This window comes from Nocardioides albus (genome assembly GCF_014648255.1).
Lineage (GTDB): Bacteria > Actinomycetota > Actinomycetes > Propionibacteriales > Nocardioidaceae > Nocardioides > Nocardioides albus.
Genome location: NZ_BMQT01000001.1, coordinates 127,308 through 148,216 on the forward strand (window position 1 = coordinate 127,308; position 20,909 = coordinate 148,216).

Here is a 20,909-nt window from a genome sequence, read left to right on the forward strand (position 1 = left end):
CACACACCACCAGGTTGGTGGAACACGTTCTAGTCTGTCAACCGTCAGAACCGGATCTTCGCCGGCGTCTCGGTCGGCGCAGCCTTGCTGACGAACGCCTTCCGCTTCGCGGCGAACCCGTAGCGGTCGTCGAAGATGTCGCGCGCCATCTCGGCCAGCTCGATGCTCTGGTAGTAGGACATCGGCATCGCCTCGGCACGGCGAGACTCCCGGGCAGCCAGGGCCGCGTCGTACGCCTCGGGCTCGGCGCGAAGCCGAGCGAGGTCGCGCAGCCAGCCGTCGAACTCCGCCGCGTCCCGCGGACCGAGGTCGCTGACCATGCCGATGCGCCGGGCCTCGGTCGCAGAGATCGGCAGCTTCGCACCGAGCAGCTGATCGGCCAGCTCGTCGCCGACCCGGCTCGGCAGACCCCAGGTGTGCAGCTCGGAACCGAAGATGCCCATGTCGTAGTAGGGGTTCAGCACGACGCCGGCGCGCGCGACCGTGACGTCCGCACACAGGCCCGCCATCACCCCGCCGGCGCCCGCGTTGGCAGTGAATGCCGCGATGGTGAGCTGCTCGGCCTCGGCGATCGCCAGGCAGAGCTCGTCGATGGCACGGATGTTGTCCCAGGCCTCGGCCGCCGGGTCCTGGGCCGCCTCGATCACGCCGAGGTGGATGCCGTTGGAGAAGGCGTGCTCGGTGCCGCGTACGACCAGGATCTTGGTGTCCTCGACCAGCGCCTTGCGGACGGCGTCGGTCATCCGGCGGCACTGCCGGGTGTGCATCGCGCCGCTGTAGGAGCGGAGGGTGAGGTAGCCGACGTCGCCGTCGCGCTCGTAGGTCGTCTCGGCCAGCGTCTCGGGCATCTCCGCGAACGGTGCGTGCCGGGCGTCGAGCACCCAGGCCGCCGGGAGCTTGGGACCGCGCTTCTTCTCGAGGGTCGCGGCGTAGCCGACCCACAGGGTGCCCTCGCCGGTGGCGAACGCGACCGCGTCGGTGTCGACACCGACGATCGTGCCGGGCTTCACGTCAGCGTGCTCGTCAGGAGTGGTGGCGGCATCGAAGAGGCAGAACCGCCTGCCGTCGACGGTCGCGGGAGCACCCGGGGCGCCATCGGCCGCGGCGATCCGCCGGGCGATCTCGGTGGCCGGCGCCGACCAGTCGACCTCGAAGGCCGTGCGGCGCAGCAGCGGCAGCTCGCCCGTGTCTTCGACCTCTGCGGGCCATTCCTCGGCGGGCCTCGGGGGCTCCCCCGCGGCGACCATCCGAAGGACCTCCGCGACGCAGTCCATCGCGGCGTCGGCGACCGGGCCGTTGTAGAGCGCGCTCTTCGCGATCGGGGCCGCAGGCATCTCGAAGGTGGTGGTCGCCCAGACCGGGCCGGCGTCCATCTCCTCGACGGCGGACAGCGCGGTCACGCCCCAGCGGTCGCGACCGTCCAGCGTCGCGTGGTCGAGCGAGGACGGGCCGCGGTCGCCGAGCGGGCCCGGGTGGATCACGACGGTCGGGTAGCGGCCCCAGACCTGCTCCGGCACCCGGTGCTTGAGGAACGGGCACAGGATCAGGTCGGGCTCGATGGCGTCGACCGCGGCGACCAGCGAGGAGTCGTCGTGGACCGGAGCCAGCAGGACACCGACGTCATGGCCGGTCTCTTTCAGATCGCACCAGACCCGCTGGGTCAGGCCGTTGAACGCGGAGACGAGCAGCAGAATGCGCATGTGGGGGAAGTGTCCTTCTCGTAGGTAGCCCGAACAGACCTCTTATCCCCCGAGGGGTATATATCCCCCGAGGGGTGTAACTGTATCGAGAGCACCGAGCCGGATGCACGTCGGCGTCCAAGAGAGAGGACGGAAGACCTGGTGAACCCCGGGTCGCTCGCCCCGGTCTCGTGCCGGGCACCATGACATCGTCTTGTCACGGCCTGCAAAGATGACTCTGTCAGGAGGGGGACCATGACGACAGTCGACCCGATCAGCGGGAGGCACAGCACCTTGGCGACCGTTCGGTCGGCGCCCGACTCCGCGGGTGAGCACAACCTGATCACCGGGCTGGTCGATCTCGTCGAGGCGAGCAGCGACGAGATGGCGCGTGAGCTGGCCAGGTTCCGGATGCGCTACAAGTTCGCGATCGACGAGGTCTCGACCAAGATCGCGATCCTGCGCGAGGAGTTCGAGCACGCCCACGACCACAGTCCGATCGAGCACGTACGCACCCGGCTCAAGTCGCCCGACAGCCTGCTCGCGAAGGCCCGCAAGATCGGCTGCCCGCTCACGCTCGAGGCCTTCGGGCAGCACATCCGCGACATCGCCGGGATCCGGGTGGTGTGTCCGTTCGTCTCCGACGTCTACTGGATCATGGAGATGCTGGCCAGCCAGTCCGATGTCGACGTCGTCGAGGTCGAGGACTACATCGCCGAGCCCAAGGCCAACGGCTACCGCAGCCTCCACCTGATCATCAAGGTGCCGGTCTACCTCTCCGACCGTGCGGTGGAGGTGCCGGTCGAGCTGCAGATCCGCACGATCGCGATGGACTTCTGGGCCAGCGTCGAGCACTCGATCTACTACAAGTACGACGGCACCGTCCCCACGACCCTGCGCGACGAGCTCGGCGCCGCCGCCCGCACCGCGGCCGACCTCGACGCCACCATGGCCCGGCTACGCAGCGAGGTCCACGGCCCGGTTCGATGAACCGGGCCGTGGACCCCGACAGGATCAGCGGCCGTTGACGAACCGCTGATACTGGGCTCGCGCCTCATCCGGCGTGATCGCCCGGTCGAGGAACATCAGCGAGTCCATCCGGCAGTTGCAGGGGTTCCGCTCGACGGTGTCCTGCGGGAAGGACCCGCCGACCTTGTAGCCGCGCGGCAACGTGTCGGAGGTGCCGGTGCCGTCGACCTGCCACGGGTCACCGGCGGTGGTGTAGAACCCCTCGACGGCCTTGCCGTTGCGGTAGAGCGCCATCTTGCCCGTGGTGTAGTCGAACGTCGCCGTCAGGTGCACCCACTGACCTCGTGGCAGCAGGGTCTGCCAGTCGGCCGAGGCGGCGAAGGTCTGCGATGCCCCCTCGTCGAGCCGGCGTCCGAGCGCGACCAGGCGCAGGGTGCCGTCGACGTTGATGAGCTCGAGCAGGGCACGTACGCCGTGACCGTCGGAGTTGCCCGACAGGATGCCGGAGAGCCCGATGGCGTTGAACCGGTCGGTCGGGTCGGCGGTCACCGAGTTGAGCGCGGGCCCGTCCATGTCGACCTTGAACCAGCCGGCCAGAGTGATCTGCTCGGCTCCGGCGAACGGCGCCAGCGACGCGACCCCGTTCTGGTTGAACGTTCCCGCCTTCCAGTCGTCGTTGCCGTTGACCTCCGGGTCGAGCTGCTGGGTCTGCAGCGCGTTGTTGCTGGTCCGGTAGGCCGAGTCGGTGACCTGCATGGCGTTGCCACCGTTGACCTGGTTGAGCAGCGTCCGCGAGAAGCCCTGGTCCTCCTCACGCGCTCCCGGAGCGAAGGGGTGCTCGAAGTCGTAGAAGCTGACCAGGTCCTCGCGCATCGACGGCAGGACCTCGTTCGGCCACGGCCGGTGCACCGTGTCGACCACCTTCCACACCTTGCCGTTGGCCTTGGCCAGCAGGTAGAGGTTGCGGTCGGAGTCGGTTCCGAACCGCAGGTCCACACGCGGGTCGTCGACGAAGTCCTGCATCGAGAGGCGCTTGCCGGAGGTGTCGAAGAGCTGCATCTGGTGCAGAGTCGCCTCGCGGCTGCTGCCGCGGCGCATCTGCCGGGCGTCGGTCCAGTAGACCTCGCCGTTGACCAGGTCGCCGAAGACGTACTTGCCCTTCAGGTCGTCGAACCGGCCGCGGTAGACGACGCCGCCGCTCACGGCGTGGCCGCTGTCGGAGGTGCAGGAGAAGTTGGCCGGCGGGTCGTGGTCGAAGGAGGCCACCGGAAGGGTGAAGCCCGACATGTCGTAGTCGTCGGGCACCGTGTAGAGGTTGCACTGGTCGCTGTTGTCGTAGAGGAGCCGGCCCTCGATCTCGCTCCAGCCGAGGTTGTCCCCGGCCCGTACGTCGTAGACGCCCTCGATCGCGTGCTGGCCGATGTGGCCGAGCAGGAGGGTGCCCTTCTCGACATCCCAGGAGAACCGGTGCGGGTCGCGCATGCCGTACGCCCAGATCTCGCCGATCGCACCCTCGCGGTCGACGAACGGGTTGCTGTCCGGGACCCCGTACGCCCCGTTGCGCCCGTCGCGGGCGAGCGGGTCGATCCGCAGGATCTTGCCGAACGGTTTGCCGAGGTTCTGCGGGTCGTCGCTCCGGACGCCGTTGCCGCCGTCGCCCGAGGCGATGTAGAGCAGCCCGTAGTCCTCGTCGCCGGGCACCGCCGTCGGGTTGAAGTCGATCTGCTGGATGGCGTGGATCTGGCCGGCGAAGTCGATCCGCATCACCTCACGGCTGGTGCCCGCGAAGGTGTCGGCCGCAGGGTCGGTGGCATCCCACTCGGTGACCACGCTGACCGTGCGTCCGGAGCCGGGGTTGGTCTGCGACGGGAAGGTCGGCGTCTTGGCGAAGCCACCGAAGCGCTCGGTGTGAGCGGTGTAGAAGAGGCCGTTCTTCTCGAAATCGGGATGGAAGGTGATGAACCCAGCCCCGCTGCCCATGCCGGCGCCGGAGAAGAAGTCGGGGAAGTGGTCCTTGACGTTCAGGTACTCGTGCTGCTGCCCGTTCTCGAGCAGATACATCGGCCCGTTGAGGTCGGGGACGTAGAGCCGGCCAGACCCGTCGGGCACCTCGCCGATGAAGTTGATCCGGTTGTGGCGGATGATCCGTGGGTCGGTCGGGGTGGGATAGGGCTCGGTCTTCGGGAGCTGGGCGACCTCCTCGAGCACCAGGCCGAGGCTGCTGCGTACGGGCTGTTCGGGGATGGGGTCGGGGACGGGGTCGCTGCCGGGGATGGCGGCGTTGGCAGAGAGCGTGGGGGTGAGCAGCGCGGCGAGCATTGCGCCCGCGGCGAGACCGCCCCATAGACGTGAGGATCCCATGGGTTGTTCTCTCCTTACCGAGGTTCTGCGATCAGCGGTGGCGCACCCCCGCGACGGTGACGTCACGGATGCGCCCGAAGTTGTCGAAGGAACCGAAGCCGAACCGGCCTCCGGAGAAGGTGGTGTCGGTGGCGGTCATCCGGGGCTCGTCGGCACCGTCGAGATAGACCGCGATCGCGCCTGTGCGGGCGTTGTAGTCGAGACGTACGTCGTGCCACTCTGCGTCGGTGATCGACGGCGCTGCGCCGACGGTGCCGTTCCACTGGTGGTCGATGCGGAGCCGGTCGGCGTCGTTGACCACGAAGATGCCGTTGTGGGGGTAGATGGTGTTGTCGGTCGAGAGGTGGGCGTAGTAGAAACGCGTCGGGGACTGGTAGTTCCAGACCAGGATCACGTCACGGTTGCTGACCGCGACGGCCTCGTCGATACGGACCTCGGCGCGGTAGGTCAGCGAGCCGAGCTCGGGGCCCTTGGTCACGACGGCGTACTCGAAGGGACGCCGCGGGCCGGGCTGCGCCGTCCCCGGCTCGGTCAGGATCACCTGGCCGTTCTCGAAGGCCCATTTGTCCTCGGTCACCGGGTCCCAGTCGGCGAGGCTCGCCCTGGGCTTGACCACGGCCAGGCCGGGTCCTTCGGTCGGCTGTGCATGTGTCTGGGCCTGGGCTCCGGCGAGCGGAGCGGCCAGAGCCACTGCGAGGGCGACCACACCGGCGCGTACGCCTCGCCCCACCATTCGGTTCAGCGTCGATCTCCTGTTCCAACTCATGGTTGCTTTCCCTTCCCCTAATCGGGACCGTCGGTGGTCCCTGCTGAGGTCGTTGCGGCTCCCCCGAGATAGAGCTCCGCCATCCGCGGGTCGGCGAGCAGGTCGGCGGCGGCCCCGGCGATGTGCACCTTCCCCAGATCGAGTACGCACCCCAGGTCCGCCGACTCCAGGGCCCGCCGGGCGTTCTGCTCGACGAGCAGGACCGCCAGACCGGCGTCCCGCATGCGTACGACCTGCTCGAACACGGTCGCCGTGGTCTTCGGGTCCAGGCCCATGCTGGGCTCGTCGAGCAGCACCACCTTCGGGCTCACCATCAGCGAGCGGGCGAACTCGACCTGCTTCTGCTGGCCGCCCGAGAGCGCGCCGGCGAGGGTGTTCCACCGCTCGGCGACGACCGGGAAGAGCGTCTTCACGAAGTCGGTCCGCTCCTGGATCGCGGCCGCGTCGCGCACCGTGTAGGCGCCCAGGCCGACGTTCTCGGCCACGGTCATCTCCTTGAAGACGGAGTGGCCCTGGAGGACGTGGGCCATGCCCGCGCGGAGCATCTGCTGCGGCCCGTTGCGGGTGACGTCGACGCCGTCGACCGTGATGGTCCCCGAGCGAGGCGTCAGCATGCCGCTGGCGACCTTGAGCACGGTGGACTTGCCGGCCCGTTCGGACCCACCAGACAGACGATCTGACCTGCGGGAACGGTGACGGTGAGGCCTCGCAGCACCAGCGCCGCCCGGCCGTAGCCGGCCTCGATGTCGCGCAGCTCGAGAAGAGGTTCAGACACCAAGGTAGGCCTCCAGGACTCGGGGGTCGTTCTGGACTTCGGCAGGGGCGCCGGAGGCGATCGGGCGGCCGCGGTCGAAGACCACGACGTGGTCGGAGAGGCTCATCACCAGCTCCATGTTGTGCTCGACGATGACGAAGGTGCGGCCCTCGGCGTTGAGCTCGCGAACGAGCGTGGCGATCCGGCCGATCAGCGCCGGGTTCACGCCGCCGGCGGGCTCGTCGAGCATGATCGTGTCGGGCTCGGCCATCAGCACCCCGGCGAGCTCGAGCAGCTTCTGCTGGCCGTAGGAGATGTCACGGGCCTCGCTGCGCTCGAGGTGCTCGATGCCGACCCGGGCCAGCAGCTCCCGCGCCCGGGCGATGTCGTCGGGGTTGTGCGCCCCGCGCAGCCGGTGGACCAGGCCTTTGGACCGGACCCCGGCCAGTACGTTGTCGAGCACCGTCATCCGCGGGAAGATCCGGCACAGCTGGAAGCTGCGCCCGAGCCCGGCCCGCGCGATCCGATGTGGCGCGTGGCCGGTCACGTTGCGGCCTTGGTAGGTCACGGTCCCCGAGTCAGGCCGGATCATCCCGGTCACGCAGTTGAAGAACGTGGTCTTGCCCGACCCGTTCGGGCCGATCAGGGCGTTGATCTTGCCCTCCTGGAAGCTGACCGTGGCGTCGTCCACGGCGCGTACGCCGCCGAAGGCCTTGGTCAGTCCCTCCGTCTCCAAACTGTGCTTGTTCAGATCGGTCATGACTTCGCCTCCTCGAGCGCCTTGCGCTCCTCGGCCAGCTGGGCAGCGTCGACCTCGCGGATCGAGGTGTCGCCCGGGCGGAACCGGTCGAACTGCGCGGTCAGCCAGGGGATGACCCCGTCGGGCATGAAGAGCACGACCAGGGCGAGCAGCAGACCGAGCGCGACCAGGTGCAGCTGGGTGTCGCCGTACTGGTTCTTGAAGAACTCGACCGCATAGCCCACGATCACCGCACCGACGACCGGACCGAGCAGGCTCCGTACGCCGCCGAGCAGCGACATCAGCACCAGATAGGAGCCGGTCAGGATCGAGAACTGGAAGATCGGGTCGAGCGAGCCGAACCAGAGGGCGTACATCCCGCCCGCCATCGCGGTCATGAACGCCGAGACCACGAAGACGACCAGCTTGTACGCGAACGTCGGCACACCCAGCGCCTGGGCCTTGTCCTCGTCCTCACGGATCGCCTTCAGCCCGGTGCCGAGGCGCGAGCGGTCGATCACCCACCACAGCACGAGGGCGACCAGGGTCAGCGCCACGAACAGGTAGAAGAACCGCTCGTGCTGCTCGGGCCGGAGCACGTCGGTGCCGAACGGCCGCGGCACCCGCAGCCCGTTGGACCCGCCGGTCACGTCGGCCCAGCTCTGCGCGACCAGCAGCAGGATGAGCACCAGCGCGATCGAGACGATCACGAACGAGGCGCCCCGGACCCGCAGCGACGCGATCCCGATCGGCACCGCCGCCAGGCCCACGAGAACGGCCGCGACGACCATCGAGACCCACGGGTTCACCCCGGCCTCGGTGATCAGCAGCGCGGTGCCGTAGCCACCCAGCCCGGAGTAGGCGGCATGTCCGAGCGAGATGTAGCCGGTCAGCCCGCCGACGAAGTTCCACGCCACCGCGAGCGCGGCGTAGCTGGCGATCACCACGCCCACCGACAGGATGAACGGGTCCGGCGCGAGTGCCGGGAAGGCGAGCACGAGGCCCAGCGCGACGGCTGCCGCGACGAGCTTCATCACCAGGACGGAGCGGCCCGGATGCGTACGGCTCTCTTCGTGCTTAGAAGCGCTGAGCAAGGCGACCTCCGAAGAATCCCTGGGGGCGGAACATGAGGGTGGCGAAGAGGGCGAGGTAGAAGACCGTCTGCGCCCAGGTGGTGCCCATCGGGATCTGCAGCAGGCTCTGGGTCACACCGAGGACCATCGCCGCGACCGCGGCGCCGGGGATGCTGCCGAGGCCGCCGATCACGATGATCGCCATCAGCGGTCCGATCCAGTGCCAGTGCAGCGAGGGATAGATGGTGGCGTCGAGCGCGAGCGCGGTGCCACCGACCGCCGCGGTCGCCAGGCCGAGCCCGAAGCCGAACCCGGCGATCCGGTCGGTGTCGATGCCGAGCAGCTGGGCCGCCTCACGGTGCTGGATGGTGGCGCGCAGCGCCTGGCCGAAGCGGGTCTTCTTGAGCAGCAGGTAGAGCGCCAGGAGCGAGATCGCGGCCAGCCCGAAGGCGACCAGCTTCACCACCGCGATCCGCGCTCCCCACAGCTCCAGGCTCGCGCTCGAGTAGCCGAGCTGGATCCGCCGCTGGGTGCCGGAGAAGAGGTAGCCGAGGCCGCCCTCGATGATCAGCGCGATCGCGAAGGTCAGCAGCACCGACATCATCGTCAGCGTCGCCGGCCGCAGCCTCGAGAGCAGCGCCCGTTGCATCCCGTAGCCGGCCGCGAAGAAGAGCGGCACGGTGATGATCAGCGAGAGCAGCGGGTCGAGCCCGGTCTGCGTGGTGAAGAACCAGGCCAGGTACGCAGCCAGGATCAGGAACGCGGAGTGGGCGATCATCACGACCCGCATGACGCCGAAGTAGAGCGTCAGGCCGGCGGCGAGCAGGGCATAGAGGCCTCCGAGCAGCAGCCCCAGGATCAGGCTCTGCAGGAGGAGTGGGCCTGACATCGATTCACCACGCCGGCTTCGGGTAGATGAACTCGGCCTCGGCCTGGTCCTCGGGCAGGACGATCTTGATCTCGCCGTCCACCCACTGCTGGATCATGTGGGCGCTCTGCGGGCGACCCTTGTCGTCCCAGCTCAGCGGACCGACGACGGTCTCGACCTCGTTCTCGTGCAACCAGTCGATCAGCTTGGACTGGCAGTCGGGGTCGGGCTCGGCGCACTCGACTGCCTCGACCGCTGCCGCGACGACCTGACCGGTGGTCCAGGCGTTGGCCTCGTCCTCACCGGGCGCCTCGCCGTGCTTCTCCTCGTAGAACTTCACGAACTCCTGGTTCTCGGGGTAGTCCGCCTTCGTGGTGTAACCGGTCGGCGCGATGATGCCCTGCGTCTTGTCGCCGATCGCCTCGGCGAACTCGGTCTCCGTCGGCGCGGTCGAGAACGCGGCCAGCTTGGGCTGGTAGTCGAGCTGCTGCAGCGCGACGATCAGGTTGACGCCGTCCTGGTACTGGCTGCCGCCCACGACGATGTCGGCCTTGCTGTCGGCGACCTTGGCCGCGATGCTGCTGAAGTCGGTGGTGTTGGGCGGGTAGACCTCGTCCACGACGGTCTTGATGCCGCCCTCCTCCAGCGCGTCCTTGAGCCCGTAGGCGGTGCCCTGGGCGAACGGGTCGTCCATCGAGGCGTACGCCGCGGTCTTGGGGCGCTCGCTCTCCGGCATCGCCAGGATGTGCTCGGCGAGGAGCTTGTAGTGGTCGTTCGCGACGGCGGGCGCGGCGTAGAAGAGGTTCTCGAAGCCCTCCTCGAAGACCTCGGGCGCGGCGCCGGCAGGCTCGACGAAGAGGTAGCCGTAGTCTTGGGCGACCTGGGCCGCCGGGATCACCAGGCGGGTGGAGAACGGACCGACGACCAGGTCGACCTGCTCCTGGTTGATCAGCTTCTCGTAGTCGGCGGCGACGCGCTCGGCGCTGGACTGGTCGTCGAGCATCTCCAGCCGTACGTCGCGGCCGAGCAGGCCGCCGTTGGCGTTGACGTATTCGGCCCAGGCCTCGTATCCGCGCTGGATGCCCTTGCCGGGCTCGCTGAAGTCGCCGGTCAGGGGCAGCGAGATGCCGATCACGATCTCGTCGTCGCCGCCTCCTTCCTCGGCGGCGCCACAGGCGGCGAGGGTGGAGGCGAGAGTCACGGCCGCGGCGGCAGCCAGGGTTGCTCTGAACCGCTTGCTCGCGGTGGGGGTCTTCGTGAAGCGCATCTGCGGGTCTCCTCTACGAAAGCGCTTACGTAAGCGTTTACGATGACGTTACCCACTCTCGCTTAGTGTGGCAAGAGTCACATTCCTGACGACAAGGGGCACCGATGGTCCGAACCAACAGCTCCCCCCGCCTGATCGACGTCGCGCACGCATCCGGCGTCTCCATCGCAACCGCGTCCCGCGCACTCTCCGGGACCCCTGGTGTCAGCGACTCGGTGGCCGAGAAGGTCCGCCAGGCGGCACGCGAGCTCGGCTATGTGGCCAATCTTCATGCCCGCTCGCTCGCCAGCGGATCGACCGCGACCATCGGGCTCGTCGTGCACGAGATCGGCGACCCCTACTTCTCCGAGATCGCCAGCGGCGTGCTCAGCCTCGCGGCCGAGCACGGACGAACCGTCCAGATCTGCCACACCGGCCGCGACCCCGAGGCCGAGGTGGAGCAGGTACGCAGCCTGGTGGCCAACCGCGTCGGCGCGATCCTGATCGCGGGGTCGGGCTTCGTGGACGCCTCGGTGGAGGCGCCGATGCGGTTCGAGGTGCAGCGCTACGCGGAGGCGGGCGGCCGGGTCGCGGTCGTCGGCCGGCACCACCTCGGGGTCGACAGCGTGCTTCCCGACAACCGCCCCGGCGGCCGCGCCGTCGCCGAGCACATCCTCGGCCTGGGGCACCGGCGCATCGTGGTCGTCTCCGGATCGCTGGAGCTGACGACCGTCGCCGACCGCCTCGAGGGAGTGCGCGACGCGCTCGATGCGGCGGGGCTCGATGCCGGCGACGTACCTGTCCTCGAGGGGCCGTTCACCCGCGAGGGCGGGCGCGAGTGCATCCGCCGGATGCTCGCCGACCACCCGCGTACGACCGCTGTCATCGCCCTCAACGACGACATGGCCATCGGGTGCCTCTCCCAGCTGCGCAGCTCCGGGGTCTCGGTGCCCGGCGAGGTCTCGGTCAGCGGGTTCGACGACGTCGCCGTCGCCCAGGACCTCTCCCCCGGGCTCACCACCGTCCGCCTGCCGATGGCCGAGATGGGCGCCCGAGCGCTGACGCTGGCGTTGAAGGAGCCCGGATCACGCGCCCGACGGCAGCGGGTCCCCGCCGAGCTCGTGGTGCGCGACTCGACCGGGCCCGCCGCTCGGTAGACCCGCGGTCTAGGGTTCTTCGAGTGAAGGATCTTCGAGTACCACCGGGCCCTGGGCTGCCCGAGGGTCTCGTCATCCCCGACACCGAGCTCGTCGAACGCTTCTCCCGCTCCCCCGGCCCCGGCGGGCAGTCGGTCAACACCACCGACTCCCGCGTCGAGCTCTCCTGGGACCCGTCCGCGTCAACTGCCCTCGACGAGCGCCAGCTCGCCCGCCTCCTGGCCCGCTCCCCGGGCCCGCTCGTCATCGTCTCCCACGAGCAGCGCTCCCAGCACCGCAACCGCGTAGCCGCCCGCGAGCGTCTCGCCCTGCGCATCCGCGAGCTCCTCGCCCCGCCACCTCCCACCCGCCGCCCCACCAAGCCCACCCGCGGCTCCAAGGAGCGCCGCCTCGACGCCAAGCGCCAGCGCGGCCAGACCAAACAGCTCCGCGGCCGCGTCCAGGACTAGCCGAGAAGTCACCCCCGTCGGCCGAGACGTCACCTACGTCGATCGAGACGTCACCTACGTCGATCGAGACGTCACCTACGTCGGCCGAGACGTCAGTCGCGTCGCCCGAAAAGTCACGTAGGTCGGGCGAGGCTTCGCCGAGCTCAGCCGAGGCGTCACGTACGTCAGCCGAGACGTCACATAGGTCGGCCGAAGCGTCACGCGGGTCGGCCGAGACGTCACGCGGGTCGGCCGAGACGTCACGCGGGTCGGCCGAGACGTCACGCACGTCAGCCGAAGCGTCACGTACGTCGGCCGAGATGGCACCTACAGACACCTCGATTCACCGAAGTGACGCTTCGACCGACGTGCGTGACCTCTCGCGCGACGTGCGTGACCTCTCGCGCGACGTGCGTGACCTCTCGCTCGACCGGAGTGACGCCTCGCTCGACCGGAGTGACGCCTCGGCCGACGTACGCGCCCTCTCGGCGTCAGGCAGGGTCGGGGTCGGTGGCCAGCCGGGCGTGGGTCTCGGTGTCGTAGCGGACGCCGTCGTAGAGCAGCTTCTGGCGTTCTCGGCCCTCGACGAGGAACCCTGCCGCGGTGGCGACACGGCACGATCCGGGGTTGTCGACCCGGTGGCCGGTCTCGAGGCGGAAGAGGTCGAGCTCGTCGAAGCAGTGCCTGGCCAGCAGCTTCAGACCGGTGCTGCCGACACCTCGTCCGCGGTGCTTCTCGAGGGTCCAGTAGGAGATCCACCCGATGCTGTGGACACGCAGGTGGGTGGTGACTCGCATCTGCCCGAGGATGTCGGCGCCGTCCACGACCGCGAAGGTGTAGGCCCGGTCCGCGACCGCGTCCTCAGCCCACCCGGCGATCAACCGTCCGGCATCTTCGACGGTCGCCACGTCTGCCGGCCGCTCGGTCGCCATGCCGGCGCCGGCGTACGCAGCGAGCAGGACCGCCGCGTCCGACTCCTCCCACTCGCGAAGCCGAAACCCGGTCACAGCGTCGACTGGATGCCGGCGAGGAGCTGGCGGGCCATGACGATCCGCTGGACCTGGTTGGTGCCCTCGTAGATCTGGGTGATCTTGGCGTCGCGCATCATCCGCTCGACCGGATAGTCGCGGGTGAAGCCGTAGCCGCCGAGCAGCTGGACGGCGTCCGTCGTCACCTGCATCGCTACGTCGCTCGCGAACGCCTTGGCCGCGGCACCGAAGAAGGTCAGATCCGCGTCGCCGCGCTCGGAGCGGCCGGCGGCGGCGTAGGTCAGCTGCCGGGCGGCCTCGATCTTCATGCCCATGTCGGCGATCATGAACTCCAGGCCCTGGAACTCGGCGATCGGCTTGCCGAACTGCTTGCGCTCCTTCATGTAGCCGAGCGCGTAGTCGAGCGCACCCTGGGCGACGCCGACGGCCTGGGCGGCGATGGTGACGCGGGTGTGGTCAAGGGTCTGCATCGCGTAGCCGAAGCCCTTGCCCTCCTCGCCGATGATCCGGTCGGCGGGGATACGTACGTTGTCGAGGTAGACCTCGCGGGTCGGCGAACCCTTGATGCCGAGCTTCTTCTCCGGCGCGCCGAAGCTGACGCCCTCGTCGGACTTCTCGACGACGAAGGCGGAGATGCCCTTGGAGCGCTTCTCGGGGTCGGTCACCGCCAGCACGGTGTAGAACTCCGAGACGCCCGCGTTGCTGATCCAGCGCTTGACGCCGTTGAGCACCCAGAAGTCGCCGTCGCGTACGGCACGGGTCTTCTGGTTGGCCGCATCCGAGCCGGCATCGGGCTCCGAGAGGCAGTAGGAGAAGTTGCCCTCGCCGGCGGCGAGCTTGCCGAGGTACTTCTTCTTCAGCTCCTCCGAGCCGCCGATCTGCACCGGCAGCGAGCCGAGCTTGTTGACCGCAGGGATCAGCGAGGCCGAGACGTCAGCGCGGGCGATCTCCTCGATGACCAGGACCGTCGCGAGCGCGTCGGCCCCGACACCGCCGTACGCCTCCGGCACGTGCGGCGCGAAGAACTCCGTCTCGACCAGGGCGTCGTGCGCCTCCTGCGGATAGCGAGCCTCCTCGTCGACGGCCGCCGCGGCCGGCGCGATCTTGGCGTCGCAGATCTCGCGGATGGCCTTACGGATCTCCTGGTGCTCCTCGGAGAGGGCGAACAGCGGGTAGTCAGCGCTCATGTGTCGCAGTTTATGACCATTAACTACTCACGGGTAATGCCCGTCCGCATGGAATCCCTCAGCCGGCTGGTTCGTTACGCCGACATGACTGCCGCATGGCTCGACCAGGACACCATCGACACACTCCTCGACGACTCCGAGACCTGGGCCGTGGTCGGCCTCTCGGGCGACCCCTACCGCACCGCCTACTCGATCGCGCAGGAGCTCCAGCAGCACGGCAAGCGGATCGTCCCGATCCACCCTGGGGCTGCAGCCGAGGGCAAGGAGGTGCTCGGCGAGAAGGTCTACGCGACCCTCGCCGATGCCGCCGCGGCCGTCGGGAAGATCGACGTCGTCGACGTCTTCCGCCGTTCCGAGGCCGCCGGTCAGTTCGCCGACGAGGCCGTGGCGATCGGCGCCGGCGGCGTCTGGTTCCAGATGGGCGTGGTCGACGAATCGGCCTTCGAGCGCACCACCGCGGCCGGCGTACCGATGGTCATGGACACCTGCCCCAGCAAGATCTGGTTCGAGCGGCAGCGCGCTCAGGCCTGAGCCGGCTCCGTAGACACCCACCGCACTCCGGGTGGCGAGGCGATCTCGCGCTCTCCCGCGCTGACCAGGAGATGCATGAGCGCCTGCGCCGCCCGTGACATCGGCCGCCGCGGATCGTGGATGAGGCAGATGTCGCGCTCGACCACCGGAGCGACCAACGGCCGCACCACCACGTCGGCGAACATCATCATCGGCAGCACCAGGCTGGGCGCGGCGGAGACCCCGAGCCCCGCGGCGACGAGGCCCGCGACGGCGCCGATGTTGCGCGCCTCCGTGAGCGCCCCGGTCCGGGTGCCGGTCTCGGCCAGCACCCGGTCGACATAGCTGCGGATGCTCGATATGCGTTCGAAGGCGACGAACGGCTGACCCGCCAGATCCGCCCACCGCAGCTCATCCCTGGCCGCGAGCGGGTGGCCGGCCGGCAGCACGCCCGCGAAGGCGTCGACCGCGATGTGGCGTACGTCCAAGGCGGCCGGCACATGAGCAGCGACCGAGACGGCGAGGTCGACCTCGCCGCGCACCACGAGGTCGAGGACCTCCCCCGAGAATCCGTCCTTCACCAACACCGCGACCTCGGGGTGACCGCGGCGGAACGCGGCGAGCACGGGCGGGAGCATCGAGCCAGCCAGGGACGGGAGCGCGGCCACGGAGACCGCGCCGCGGGTGCCCGCCAGGTAGCCCTCGAAGTGGTTGAGCGCGGTGTCGAAATCGGCGACGAGCCGTCGGGCGGTCGCAAGGAACTCCTCGCCCTCCAACGTCGGATCGACCCGGCGCGTGGTCCGCTCGAAGAGCGGGACGCCGATCCGCTGCTCGACCTCCTGCACCGTACGGCTCAGGGAGGACTGAGCGACGTGCAACTCGCGCGCCGCGGGCGTGTAGCCACCCGCGTCGGCGACGGCGATCACCACTCGAAGGTGACGCAAGGTCAAATCGATGCTCACAGCACATCAATCTATCGGGTATTGGTGTTGGACGGGAACAAGTGAGCATCATCACACTCGTTCCATGCTCTCCCTCATGGGCTTCATCACCGTCGCGGTGATCCTCGCCCTCCTCCTGACCAACCGGGTCGCGGCGGTCGTCGCGCTCGCCGGTGTTCCTGTCCTGACGGCGGTCGTCGCCGGCTTCTCCCCCAGCGAGATCGGCGAGGTCGTCGCCGGCGGTCTCGGCGGGGTCGTCGGCGTCGTGGCGATGTTCGTCTTCGCGATCGTGTACTTCGGCATCATGCGCGACGCCGGCATGTTCGACCCGATCATCCGCCGCATCGTCGCCTTCGCAGGGAATGCGCCCGTCACTGTCTGTCTGGCCACGACGACCCTCGCCATGGCAGCCCACCTCGACGGCGCCGGCGCAACCACCTTCCTGATCACCATTCCGGCGATGCTGCCGCTCTTCGACCGGCTCGGCATGAGCCGACTGGTTCTCACGACTTGCGTCGGTCTCGGCGCCGGGGTCATGAACATCGTCCCCTGGGGCGGCCCCACCGCCCGCGCCGCCGCCACCTCCGGAGTACCGGCAAACGAGCTGTGGGTGCCGCTCATCCCGGCCCAGCTCGCCGGCATGGTCGCCGTCCTGGTCATCGCCTGGTTCCTCGGTCGGCGCGAGACCCGTCGGATCGCCGCAGCGCCCGCCGGCACCGAGGAGCTCCCGACCACCGACGTTCCGCTCGACGGGATCGGCACCCTCAGCCCCGAGGAGCAGCAACTGCGCCGACCCCGCCTGTTCTGGGTCAACATCGCCCTCACCGTGGCGGTCATCGCCGCTCTGGTCAGCGCCGCGGCCACACCCGAGCTGGTCTTCCTCATCGCCGTCGTGGTGGCGCTCCTCATCAACTACCCGGGCCTCAAGGATCAGACCGATCGCATCGAGGCGCACGCCAAGGGCGCGATGCTCATGGCGACCACGTTGATCGCGGCCGGTGTCTTCCTGGGCGTCCTAGAAGGCAGCGGCATGATCGAGGCGATGGCCGAGACCGCCGCCGGCGCGCTTCCCGACGGAGCCGCCCCGGTGCTTCCGGTCCTGGTCGCCGTGCTGGCCGTCCCGCTCAGTCTGGTGTTCGGCCCCGACCCGTACTACTTCGGCGTCCTCCCGGTCCTGATCAGCGTCGGTGAGCTCCACGGCATTGCCGCGGCCGACATCGCCCAAGCCTCGATCCTGGGCGAGGAGACGGTCGGCTTCCCGATCAGCCCGCTCACCGGCTCGTTCTATCTGTTGGTCGGCCTGGCCGGCGTCGACATCGGCAAGCACATCCGGCACCTCATCGGCTGGGCGTGGCTGGTCTCGATGGTCATGCTCGCCGTCGCGCTGATCACCGGCGTCATCCCGGTGTGGGCCTCGTGATCCGGCTGGGAGCGGGAGCCGGGTTCGCCGGCGACCGGATCGATCCCGCGGTCGAGCTTGCCCGGGACGGCTCGCTGGACTACCTGATCTTCGAGTGCCTGGGCGAGCGGACCGTGGCTGCCGGGCAGCTGCGCCGTCTCGCCGACCCCGACGACGGCTACGACCCGATGCTGGAGGCGCGGATGCGCGCCGTTCTTCCCGTGATCGAGCCCGGGCGGACCCGGATCATCACCAACTCCGGCGCCGCCAACCCGCTCGCGGCGGGCCGTCGCGTCGTCGACGTCGCTCGAGCGCTGGGCCGGCCCACCCGGGTCGCGATCGTCACGGGCGACGACGCCCTGGCGGCCGTACGCCGCCTCGACCCTGTCGTGTGGGAGACCGGTGAACCGCTCTCCAGGTGCACCGACGAGCTGGTCTCGGCCAACGCCTACCTGGGCGCCGGCGGGATCCGTCAGGCGCTCACCGAGGACCCCGATGTCGTGGTCACCGGCCGGGTCGCGGACCCGGCGCTCTATCTGGGACCGCTGCAGCACGAGTACGGCTGGGCCTCTGACGACTGGGAGCGGCTGGCCGGAGGCATCGTCGTCGGCCACCTCCTGGAATGTGCCGGCCAACTCACCGGCGGCTACTTCGCCGATCCGGGCACCAAGCCGGTTCCCGGTCTGGCGCGCCTCGGCTTCCCCTTCGCCGACGTACGCCCCGACGGCACCGCGACGCTCGGCAAGCTCGACGGCAGCGGCGGCCGGCTCGACGTGCGAACCGCCACCGAGCAGCTGCTCTACGAGGTCGACCGACCGGAGGCGTACCTCACTCCTGACGTGGTCGCGGACTTCTCCGGCGTCTCGTTCCAGCAGGCGGGCCCGGACCGGGTCGAGGTGGCCGGTGCGAGCGGCGCCGCGAGGCCGGACGAGCTCAAGGTGACCCTCGGCTTCCGCGGTGGCTGGCTCGGCGAAGGGCAGATCTCCTACGCCGGACCTCGTGCCCTGGCGCGGGCGGAACTGGGCGCCGAGATCGTCCGCGAGCGTCTCGCAGTCGTGCACGGCGTCGCCCCGGACGCGATCGGCGTCGAGCTCATCGGCGCGGGTGCAGCGTTCCGCGGACTGGCGCCGACGAGCGAGCCGCTCGAGGTGCGTCTCCGCGTCACGGCCCGCACCGCCGACGCGGCCCAGGCGCGCACCGTCGGCTGGGAGGTCGAGTCGCTCTACACGAACGGACCGGCGGGTGGTGGCGGAGCCCGCACGGGCATCCAGCAGACGCTGGTGGTCCGATCCTGCCTGGTCCCCCGCGACCTGGTCTCCACGACCGTGACCCTGATGGAGGAGCGATGAACGACCGGACCTTCGACCAGGTCACCGTCGATGACCTCGCCGACGTCCGCGCCGGCGACAAGGGCGACACCCTGATCCTCGCCGTGCTACCGCGGGACGCGGAGGCGTACGCCGTTCTCGAAAGCGCGCTGACACCGGAGGCGGTGGCCCACCACTTCGCCGTCACCGAACCCGTCGTCCGCACCGACCTGCCGCACCTTCCCGCGCTGGTTTTCCGGGTTCCGACCGTTCTCGCCGGCGGTGTCACCGGTTACTCCGGCTTGGACGGCCACGGCAAGACCCTCGGCTACCACCTGTTGATGCTCCGCCTCGAAAGGACCCGCTGATGCTCCGACGCACCTTCGCCGCGGCCGCGGCCACCGCGGCTGTCGTCGCCACGCTCCACGGGATCGCTCCGGCGGGCGCGACCGGCCAGTCGACCACCGCCACCGACGAGCCGCCCGCAGATCCGTTCTTCGGCTACGCGCGCGCCTCGACGTATGACGTCGTCCGTGAGGACGTGCAGGTCCCGGTCCGCGACGGGAACGCGCTGGCCTGCCAACTCTACCGCCCCGGTACGTCCGCGACCGACCCGGCGCCGGGAGAGTTCCCCGGGATCGTCTACGAGTTCACCGCGTACGCCGCCAACGCGGGCGCGTTCGGTGAGGGCGCCGCCTACTTCGTCGAGCGGGGTTATAACGCTCTGGTCTGCCAGGTCCGTGGCTCCGGCGCCTCGCCCGGCGAGCTCGACCCCTTCAGCCCGCAGGAGCAGCGCGACAACTATGACGTCATCGAGTGGCTGGCCGACCACCCGAGCTCGACCGGCGACATCGGTCAGATGGGGCTCAGCTACGGCGGGCACGCCACTTTGCTCGCGGCGGTGAATCGGCCGCCAAGCCTTCGCGCGATCATCCCGATCAACGGGTTGAGCGACTGGTACGAGAACACCATCTACCGCGGCGGGATCCCCAACGCCCAGATCCGCGGCTGGCAGGCGAGCACGGCGCCCGGCACGCTCGTGACCTACCCGCAACACCCGACGTACAACGAATTCTGGCGCGGGCGCAGCGTCAAGTCGCGCTGGGACCGGCTCACAGTGCCCACCCTGGAGATCAACGGCTGGTACGACCGCTATCGCGATGGGATGGTCGGCAACTTCCTCGCGCAGCCCGACAATGTCTGGCTCGTCTCCGGCCCGTGGGTGCACGGCTACCCCGAGGGCCAGCGCGCCGACATCGGCCGCGGCGGCTATCTGGCCTGGTGGGACCACTGGCTGCGGGGTGACGAGAGCGCTCCGCTGCCCGCGGCGAAGGTCACCTCGTACGAGATTCCCGGGCCGGGTGCCGGTGAGGGTTGGGAACAGTACGCCCAGTGGCCGCCCGCGGGGACCGATGAGGTCGACCTGGCGCTGAGCGCTGTAGGAAGTCTGCGAGCCGGCGGTGGACGGCCCGGGACACGAGAGTTCACCGTCAACACCGAGACCACATTGCCCGAAGCTCACGAGCAGCTCCTCTTCCGGACCCGTCCGGTGAGCCGGGACGTCGTCATCGCGGGCAGCATCGAGTCGACCATCCGGGCTTCGTTCACCGCCACCGAGGGCCATCTCGCGCTGGTGATCTACGACGAGGCGCCGGACGGCACCCGGACGCGCGTCACCGAAGGCTGGCTCAAGGCCAGTCACCGGCGATCGCACGCCGAGCCGCTCCCGGTGCGGCCTGGGAAGACGTATGACCTCGGTGTGCACGTCTGGCCGACCCACTACCGTCTGATCGCGGGACATCGGCTGACGGTCCGGCTCTCTAGCGACGACTATCCCGAGATCGACTCCGTCGCACCGTCCGGGCGGGTATCCGTCGACCTGGGTGCCCGTGGATCCCGCCTGACCGTGCCGGTTCTCGAGGGCGCGCTCGACTGAATCCGTCGCTGCCCGGGACCGGCCGCGACAGCGGGAGGGTTGTGAAGCTCAGCGCGGCCTATAGACCGCGCTGAGCTTCACAACTCACGATCGGGTGGCGTTGCGGACGACCTCACCCTTGGCAGCCGCCAGCTCGGAGAGGGACTTCTCGTACGCCACCAGCTTCTGCTGCAGCCCGGGGTCCGAGACGCCGAGGATGCGGGCGGCGAGGATGCCGGCGTTCTTGGCGTTGCCGATGGCGACGGTGGCAACGGGGATGCCACCGGGCATCTGGACGATCGACATCAACGAGTCCATGCCGTCGAGGTACTTCAGCGGCACCGGGACGCCGATGACCGGAAGCGGGGTGACGGAGGCGAGCATGCCTGGGAGCGCGGCTGCGCCGCCCGCGCCGGCGATGATCACCGACAGGCCGCGACCGGCAGCCTCGCGGCCGTAGTCGAGCATCTCCTGCGGCATCCGGTGGGCCGACTTCACATCGGCCTCCCACTCGATCCCGAACTCGTCGAGAAGCTCGGCTGCCGCCTTCATCGTCGGCCAGTCGGAGTCGGACCCCATCACGATTCCCACGCGTGCACTCATGGGGACAGGCTATGTGGA

Annotated in this window: 20 protein-coding genes; 8 read left to right on the top strand and 12 right to left on the bottom strand. The window is 69.5% G+C overall.

Annotated features, from left to right (window positions below):
• Positions 1 to 44: 44 nt before the first annotated feature.
• Complete coding sequence (locus tag IEY84_RS00565) at positions 45 to 1,700, bottom strand: enoyl-CoA hydratase-related protein (RefSeq protein ID WP_183541218.1); 1,656 nt, start codon at positions 1,698 to 1,700, stop codon at positions 45 to 47.
• Positions 1,701 to 1,934: 234 nt separating this feature from the next.
• Between IEY84_RS00565 and IEY84_RS00570 the strand changes: the two genes are divergently transcribed.
• Positions 1,935 to 2,669: a GTP pyrophosphokinase gene (locus IEY84_RS00570; protein ID WP_229788185.1), complete on the top strand. Its 735-nt coding sequence runs from the start codon at positions 1,935 to 1,937 to the stop codon at positions 2,667 to 2,669.
• Between the two features lie 24 nt (positions 2,670 to 2,693).
• On the opposite strand, the gene IEY84_RS00575 is transcribed toward IEY84_RS00570, so the two are convergent.
• The 7 genes from IEY84_RS00575 to IEY84_RS00605 form a co-directional block, all read right to left on the bottom strand.
• On the bottom strand, positions 2,694 to 5,009 hold the full coding sequence (locus IEY84_RS00575; protein WP_183541220.1) for a PQQ-dependent sugar dehydrogenase: 2,316 nt from the start codon (positions 5,007 to 5,009) through the stop codon (positions 2,694 to 2,696).
• Positions 5,010 to 5,040: 31 nt separating this feature from the next.
• Positions 5,041 to 5,775 (bottom strand): hypothetical protein, encoded by a 735-nt coding sequence (locus IEY84_RS00580; RefSeq protein WP_229788187.1) that lies wholly within the window; start codon positions 5,773 to 5,775, stop codon positions 5,041 to 5,043.
• A 17-nt stretch (positions 5,776 to 5,792) separates the two neighbouring features.
• Positions 5,793 to 6,389 (bottom strand): ABC transporter ATP-binding protein, encoded by a 597-nt coding sequence (locus tag IEY84_RS00585; RefSeq protein ID WP_221208412.1) that lies wholly within the window; start codon positions 6,387 to 6,389, stop codon positions 5,793 to 5,795.
• A 153-nt stretch (positions 6,390 to 6,542) separates the two neighbouring features.
• Positions 6,543 to 7,289 carry an ABC transporter ATP-binding protein gene (locus IEY84_RS00590; RefSeq protein WP_183541222.1) on the bottom strand — a complete coding sequence of 249 codons (747 nt, stop codon included), beginning with the start codon at positions 7,287 to 7,289 and terminating at the stop codon, positions 6,543 to 6,545.
• A complete protein-coding gene (locus IEY84_RS00595; RefSeq protein WP_229788188.1) occupies positions 7,286 to 8,362 on the bottom strand; it encodes a branched-chain amino acid ABC transporter permease in 1,077 nt (358 codons plus the stop codon). The genes IEY84_RS00590 and IEY84_RS00595 overlap by 4 nt, the downstream gene beginning before the upstream one ends.
• On the bottom strand, positions 8,346 to 9,230 hold the full coding sequence (locus IEY84_RS00600) for a branched-chain amino acid ABC transporter permease (RefSeq protein ID WP_183541224.1): 885 nt from the start codon (positions 9,228 to 9,230) through the stop codon (positions 8,346 to 8,348). The genes IEY84_RS00595 and IEY84_RS00600 overlap by 17 nt, the downstream gene beginning before the upstream one ends.
• Before the next feature lie 4 nt (positions 9,231 to 9,234).
• On the bottom strand, positions 9,235 to 10,476 hold the full coding sequence (locus IEY84_RS00605) for an amino acid ABC transporter substrate-binding protein (RefSeq protein ID WP_221208413.1): 1,242 nt from the start codon (positions 10,474 to 10,476) through the stop codon (positions 9,235 to 9,237).
• Between the two features lie 104 nt (positions 10,477 to 10,580).
• Here IEY84_RS00605 and IEY84_RS00610 point away from each other — a divergent pair, with 104 nt between their 5' ends.
• Positions 10,581 to 11,612, top strand: coding sequence for a LacI family DNA-binding transcriptional regulator (locus IEY84_RS00610; protein WP_183541227.1), 1,032 nt, complete (start codon positions 10,581 to 10,583; stop codon positions 11,610 to 11,612).
• A gap of 23 nt (positions 11,613 to 11,635) precedes the next feature.
• Positions 11,636 to 12,061, top strand: coding sequence for an alternative ribosome rescue aminoacyl-tRNA hydrolase ArfB (gene arfB, locus IEY84_RS00615; protein WP_183541230.1), 426 nt, complete (start codon positions 11,636 to 11,638; stop codon positions 12,059 to 12,061).
• A 470-nt stretch (positions 12,062 to 12,531) separates the two neighbouring features.
• On the opposite strand, the gene IEY84_RS00620 is transcribed toward arfB, so the two are convergent.
• Both IEY84_RS00620 and IEY84_RS00625 read right to left on the bottom strand, forming a co-directional pair.
• The gene (locus IEY84_RS00620; protein WP_183541233.1) at positions 12,532 to 13,047 is read right to left on the bottom strand and encodes a GNAT family N-acetyltransferase; all 516 of its coding nucleotides are present in this window, start codon (positions 13,045 to 13,047) and stop codon (positions 12,532 to 12,534) included.
• Complete coding sequence (locus tag IEY84_RS00625; protein WP_183541236.1) at positions 13,044 to 14,216, bottom strand: acyl-CoA dehydrogenase family protein; 1,173 nt, start codon at positions 14,214 to 14,216, stop codon at positions 13,044 to 13,046. The genes IEY84_RS00620 and IEY84_RS00625 overlap by 4 nt, the downstream gene beginning before the upstream one ends.
• An 84-nt stretch (positions 14,217 to 14,300) precedes the next feature.
• Here IEY84_RS00625 and IEY84_RS00630 point away from each other — a divergent pair, with 84 nt between their 5' ends.
• Positions 14,301 to 14,747: a CoA-binding protein gene (locus IEY84_RS00630; RefSeq protein WP_183542193.1), complete on the top strand. Its 447-nt coding sequence runs from the start codon at positions 14,301 to 14,303 to the stop codon at positions 14,745 to 14,747.
• Here IEY84_RS00630 and IEY84_RS00635 read toward each other — a convergent pair.
• Positions 14,738 to 15,688, bottom strand: coding sequence for a LysR family transcriptional regulator (locus tag IEY84_RS00635; RefSeq protein ID WP_183541239.1), 951 nt, complete (start codon positions 15,686 to 15,688; stop codon positions 14,738 to 14,740). The genes IEY84_RS00630 and IEY84_RS00635 overlap by 10 nt on opposite strands.
• 64 nt (positions 15,689 to 15,752) lie before the next feature.
• On the opposite strand from IEY84_RS00635, the gene IEY84_RS00640 reads away from it, so the two are divergent.
• The 4 genes from IEY84_RS00640 to IEY84_RS00655 are packed head-to-tail and all read left to right on the top strand — an operon-like array spanning position 15,753 to position 20,309.
• Positions 15,753 to 17,087 (top strand): CitMHS family transporter, encoded by a 1,335-nt coding sequence (locus IEY84_RS00640; RefSeq protein WP_183541242.1) that lies wholly within the window; start codon positions 15,753 to 15,755, stop codon positions 17,085 to 17,087.
• A complete protein-coding gene (locus IEY84_RS00645) occupies positions 17,075 to 18,415 on the top strand; it encodes an acyclic terpene utilization AtuA family protein (protein WP_221208414.1) in 1,341 nt (446 codons plus the stop codon). Before IEY84_RS00640 ends, IEY84_RS00645 begins: the two co-directional genes overlap by 13 nt.
• Positions 18,412 to 18,741 (top strand): AtuA-related protein, encoded by a 330-nt coding sequence (locus IEY84_RS00650; RefSeq protein WP_183541245.1) that lies wholly within the window; start codon positions 18,412 to 18,414, stop codon positions 18,739 to 18,741. The genes IEY84_RS00645 and IEY84_RS00650 overlap by 4 nt, the downstream gene beginning before the upstream one ends.
• Positions 18,741 to 20,309: a CocE/NonD family hydrolase gene (locus tag IEY84_RS00655; RefSeq protein WP_183541248.1), complete on the top strand. Its 1,569-nt coding sequence runs from the start codon at positions 18,741 to 18,743 to the stop codon at positions 20,307 to 20,309. The genes IEY84_RS00650 and IEY84_RS00655 overlap by 1 nt, the downstream gene beginning before the upstream one ends.
• Positions 20,310 to 20,393: 84 nt before the next feature.
• Here the strand turns inward: IEY84_RS00655 and purE are convergent, their stop codons facing one another.
• Positions 20,394 to 20,891 carry a 5-(carboxyamino)imidazole ribonucleotide mutase gene (purE, locus tag IEY84_RS00660; RefSeq protein WP_183541251.1) on the bottom strand — a complete coding sequence of 166 codons (498 nt, stop codon included), beginning with the start codon at positions 20,889 to 20,891 and terminating at the stop codon, positions 20,394 to 20,396.
• Between the last annotated feature and the right edge of the window lie 18 nt (positions 20,892 to 20,909).